Raw genomic sequence first — 5000 nt, 5'->3', positions numbered from 1 at the left:
CCACTATACGTAATGGTATGGTATCCTTACCTGAATACATAGGGTATGGAAGACAGACCCAGGGAACTGAAACATCTAAGTACCTGGAGGAAGAGAAAGCAAATGCGATTTCCTGAGTAGCGGCGAGCGAGCAGGTCCTAGAACCGGCGAGTTACGATCCCGTGCGAGGTTAAGCTGAAGAGGCGGAGCCGCAGCGAAAGCGAGTCTGAATAGGGCGTTTAGTACGTGGTCGTAGACCCGAAACCAGGTGATCTACCCATGTCCAGGGTGAAGTTCAGGTAACACTGAATGGAGGCCCGAACCCACGCACGTTGAAAAGTGCGGGGATGAGGTGTGGGTAGCGGAGAAATTCCAATCGAACCTGGAGATAGCTGGTTCTCCCCGAAATAGCTTTAGGGCTAGCCTTAAGTGTAAGAGTCTTGGAGGTAGAGCACTGATTGAACTAGGGGTCCTCATCGGATTACCGAATTCAGTCAAACTCCGAATGCCAATGACTTATCCTTAGGAGTCAGACTGCGAGTGATAAGATCCGTAGTCAAGAGGGAAACAGCCCAGATCGCCAGCTAAGGTCCCAAAGTGTGTATTAAGTGGAAAAGGATGTGGAGTTGCTTAGACAACTAGGATGTTGGCTCAGAAGCAGCCACCATTTAAAGAGTGCGTAATAGCTCACTAGTCGAGTGACTCTGCGCCGAAAATGTACCGGGGCTAAATACACCACCGAAGCTGCGAATTGATACCAATGGTATCAGTGGTAGGGGAGCGTTCTAAGTGCAGTGAAGTCAGACCGGAAGGACTGGTGGAGCGCTTAGAAGTGAGAATGCCGGTATGAGTAGCGAAAGACGGGTGAGAATCCCGTCCACCGAATGCCTAAGGTTTCCTGAGGAAGGCTCGTCCGCTCAGGGTTAGTCAGGACCTAAGCCGAGGCCGACAGGCGTAGGCGATGGACAACAGGTTGATATTCCTGTACCACCTCTTTATCGTTTGAGCAATGGAGGGACGCAGAAGGATAGAAGAAGCGTGCGATTGGTTGTGCACGTCCAAGCAGTTAGGCTGATAAGTAGGCAAATCCGCTTATCGTGAAGGCTGAGCTGTGATGGGGAAGCTCCTTATGGAGCGAAGTCTTTGATTCCCCGCTGCCAAGAAAAGCTTCTAGCGAGATAAAAGGTGCCTGTACCGCAAACCGACACAGGTAGGCGAGGAGAGAATCCTAAGGTGTGCGAGAGAACTCTGGTTAAGGAACTCGGCAAAATGACCCCGTAACTTCGGGAGAAGGGGTGCTTTCTTAACGGAAAGCCGCAGTGAATAGGCCCAAGCGACTGTTTAGCAAAAACACAGGTCTCTGCGAAGCCGTAAGGCGAAGTATAGGGGCTGACACCTGCCCGGTGCTGGAAGGTTAAGGAGAGGGGTTAGCGTAAGCGAAGCTCTGAACTGAAGCCCCAGTAAACGGCGGCCGTAACTATAACGGTCCTAAGGTAGCGAAATTCCTTGTCGGGTAAGTTCCGACCCGCACGAAAGGTGTAACGATTTGGGCACTGTCTCAACCAGAGACTCGGTGAAATTATAGTACCTGTGAAGATGCAGGTTACCCGCGACAGGACGGAAAGACCCCGTGGAGCTTTACTGTAGCCTGATATTGAATTTTGGTACAGTTTGTACAGGATAGGCGGGAGCCATTGAAACCGGAGCGCTAGCTTCGGTGGAGGCGCTGGTGGGATACCGCCCTGACTGTATTGAAATTCTAACCTACGGGTCTCATCGACCCGGGAGACAGTGTCAGGTGGGCAGTTTGACTGGGGCGGTCGCCTCCTAAAGTGTAACGGAGGCGCCCAAAGGTTCCCTCAGAATGGTTGGAAATCATTCGTAGAGTGCAAAGGCATAAGGGAGCTTGACTGCGAGACCTACAAGTCGAGCAGGGACGAAAGATCGGGCTTAGTGATCCGGTGGTTCCGCATGGAAGGGCCATCGCTCAACGGATAAAAGCTACCCCGGGGATAACAGGCTTATCTCCCCCAAGAGTCCACATCGACGGGGAGGTTTGGCACCTCGATGTCGGCTCATCGCATCCTGGGGCTGTAGTCGGTCCCAAGGGTTGGGCTGTTCGCCCATTAAAGCGGTACGCGAGCTGGGTTCAGAACGTCGTGAGACAGTTCGGTCCCTATCCGTCGTGGGCGCAGGAAATTTGAGAGGAGCTGTCCTTAGTACGAGAGGACCGGGATGGACGCACCGCTGGTGTACCAGTTGTTCTGCCAAGGGCATAGCTGGGTAGCTATGTGCGGAAGGGATAAGTGCTGAAAGCATCTAAGCATGAAGCCCCCCTCAAGATGAGATTTCCCATAGCGTAAGCTAGTAAGATCCCTGAAAGATGATCAGGTTGATAGGTTCGAGGTGGAAGCATGGTGACATGTGGAGCTGACGAATACTAATAGATCGAGGACTTAACCATATAATATGAAGCTAATGTTATCTAGTTTTGAAGGAATATACCTTCATCAGTTTGGTGATGATGGCAGAGAGGTCACACCCGTTCCCATACCGAACACGGAAGTTAAGCTCTCTAGCGCCGATGGTAGTTGGGACCTTGTCCCTGTGAGAGTAGGACGTCGCCAAGCAAAAACCTAAGTCGTTTCGACTTAGGTTTTTTTTGTGTTTATTTTTATTTACCGAAGGTTAAAATCCATAAATTTAATAACCCTGAAGATGAAAAAAAGAATGAAATAGAAACGGTATAAAATAAAATTCGAATGATAAAGTAATACGTTTAAATATAAATTGAAGGTAAGGATTGCCTTTTTATGTTAATTTAGTTGTCGAATGAACAATAATGTTTTGATTTAATATGAAAAGGTTATGTAAAAAAGAGCTGGATGGCTATTTTTCGCATAACCTTTTTGTGGTTTTAAAGGATTTTACCTAAGAAAAAATCTATAATTAAGGTAGTTAACATATATTTTTTGATGGGTGTGGGGGATTATGAAAGAAATATGCATGTTATTAGTGGCTGTTATATTATGGGGAACAGCCATTGCACCAACGAAATGGGCATTAGAATCCATTCAACCGTTTACTTTGTTATTTATTCGTCTTTTCTTTGCGGGTGGGATTTGTATGCTTTTCTCATTTAACGAACTACAAAAAGCAGTTATACATAAACATATTCCGTGGAAAAGAATGAGTTTACTGTCTTTTACTGGTGTAGCTGGGTACTTTATGTTCACATCCTATGGTATTTCTTTAACAAGTGGATTACATGTTAGTATTATTGATGCTGCATTGCCATTAGTTACAATTCTTTTTTCAGCGTTCTTTCTGAAAGAGAAAATTCAGATGGATTATTGGATCGGAATTATGTTGGGCGCTATAGGAGTGCTCTTTATTACAATTCCATCTAGCGATACTAATCAAGAGGTGTCTTTAATAGGAGATATACTTATTTTATTAAGTACCTTTTTATTTGCGTTCTACACAGTTTTGTTAAAACGGCCAAAACAAGAACGACGTTTATCTAATAAAGTTTTCACTACAGTAACACTAATGATAGGTGCAGCTATTGTGTTGCCATTTGCAATGATAGAAATTTTTTACTACGGTTTCCCAAAAATCGAAACATGGAAGATTGGATTTAGTGTAGTATACCTTGTTATTGGGGCAACAATTTTAGCGTATTGGTTCTGGAATAAAGCGCTAGAGACGGTCTCAGCATCAATAAGTGGACTGTACTTAAATGGATTGCCGTTAATAAGTATCATTACTTCAATTATCCTATTAAATGAATCTCTGACATGGAAGATAATAATGGGAGGGAGTCTAGTTTTAATTGGAGTAGGATGGGCGGATAAGCAAAAGTTACGTAATCTATTAAAGGGTAATAAAATGGATAGTAGGGACTGTTAAATTGTATGTTTTATATAGTTTAAATGTTAAAAAGATACCTCATATATATGTATAAGGTATCTTTTTATATTTAGCGAAGATAATGGACTTAAATTAGTAGGGATATTCTTTGTTATATCTATATGTATCGAAATCTTTTTGAAATATTGTTTTGACGAGCTGTATACATTCATCATCATAAAAGCTTTCAAAAGTCGGGTGACGAGGGAATAAAGGATCAGTAATATCGGCATCGCTGAAATTCCCTTTATAAATCATGGCAGGGGTTTGATTATGCCATGATGTTGAAAACTCATTTATCGGTGCAGGTTTTAATTCGAAACGTTTTTCTAATTCTTTCATTTCCTGATCGAAATTTTCTAAGTATATATAATTGGTTACATACTCTTCTTCACCTGCTATATATTGTTGTGTAAAGTGAGCGTTAATATCATTTGCATGAGCACCTTTAGTAAATAGGTAGTATAAAAATTGTTTGAATGAGATTCCTTTAGGAGAATTTTCATTTTGATATAAAAACTTTCGAATGGGTTTCCATTCTTCATTTTCTACATAAGGAGGTGCAATTAAGGACACGAAAGAACTGACTGCTCTTCTAAACGGATTGCGAACCAGTTTGAAAGTTTCCTTTTGTTTATCTCGTAGTGCTACACTCAGCCGTATATTATAGGCCGGTGTACTTTTGTATATTTCATATTCGAAATTATGGATGAAGGGGTGATAGTTTAAAGCTGTTTGTAATAAATCAATCTGGTAAAAAAACCACTTAGCAAGGGAAGTACAACCACTTTTTTGACTCCAAAATAGAATGAGAGGAAAGTTTCTATGATAGTGTGGGCTTCTTGCATTAGTACTAATGATGTGTAATAAGGAAGGATCCAACAATTGATGCACTCCTTTCATGTATCTTGATTATATATACATATGTAAAATAAAGATGAGGTATGAGTGTGTGGAGTTTTTTTTGTAGAAAATGAAAAAGAAATGTTGACTATTATTATATAGGGGTGTAATATAAGACAAGTCGCAGATAGCAACAACGCAGAAAGCGACAAAAGAAATAAAAAAACTTGGTTGACATTGAAATATGAAAATGTTAACATAAGGGA

General features: G+C 42.3%; 2 protein-coding genes and 2 rRNA genes (1 of these 4 running past the window's edge). 3 read left to right on the top strand and 1 reads right to left on the bottom strand.

The genetic code is table 11. The features are described from left to right. From JFU20_RS29480 to JFU20_RS29470, 3 genes are all read left to right on the top strand, one after another. Window positions 1–2443, top strand: a 23S ribosomal RNA gene (locus JFU20_RS29480) (it extends 126 nt beyond the left edge of the window). 50 nt (window positions 2444–2493) lie between these two features. Continuing rightward, window positions 2494–2609 (top strand): 5S ribosomal RNA (gene rrf / locus JFU20_RS29475). 361 nt (window positions 2610–2970) lie between these two features. Further along, the gene (locus JFU20_RS29470; protein WP_016093471.1) at window positions 2971–3891 is read left to right on the top strand and encodes a DMT family transporter; all 921 of its coding nucleotides are present in this window, start codon (window positions 2971–2973) and stop codon (window positions 3889–3891) included. Between the two features lie 93 nt (window positions 3892–3984). On the opposite strand, the gene JFU20_RS29465 is transcribed toward JFU20_RS29470, so the two are convergent. Then, a complete protein-coding gene (locus JFU20_RS29465) occupies window positions 3985–4776 on the bottom strand; it encodes a sulfotransferase family 2 domain-containing protein (RefSeq protein ID WP_002167059.1) in 792 nt (263 codons plus the stop codon). Window positions 4777–5000: the final 224 nt, after the last annotated feature.

The organism is Bacillus sp. TH30 (genome assembly GCF_016650875.1).
Classification (GTDB): domain Bacteria; phylum Bacillota; class Bacilli; order Bacillales; family Bacillaceae_G; genus Bacillus_A; species Bacillus_A mycoides.
Note: the sequence above shows the minus strand (reverse complement) of the source record. Positions and strands in the feature narration are given on the sequence as shown.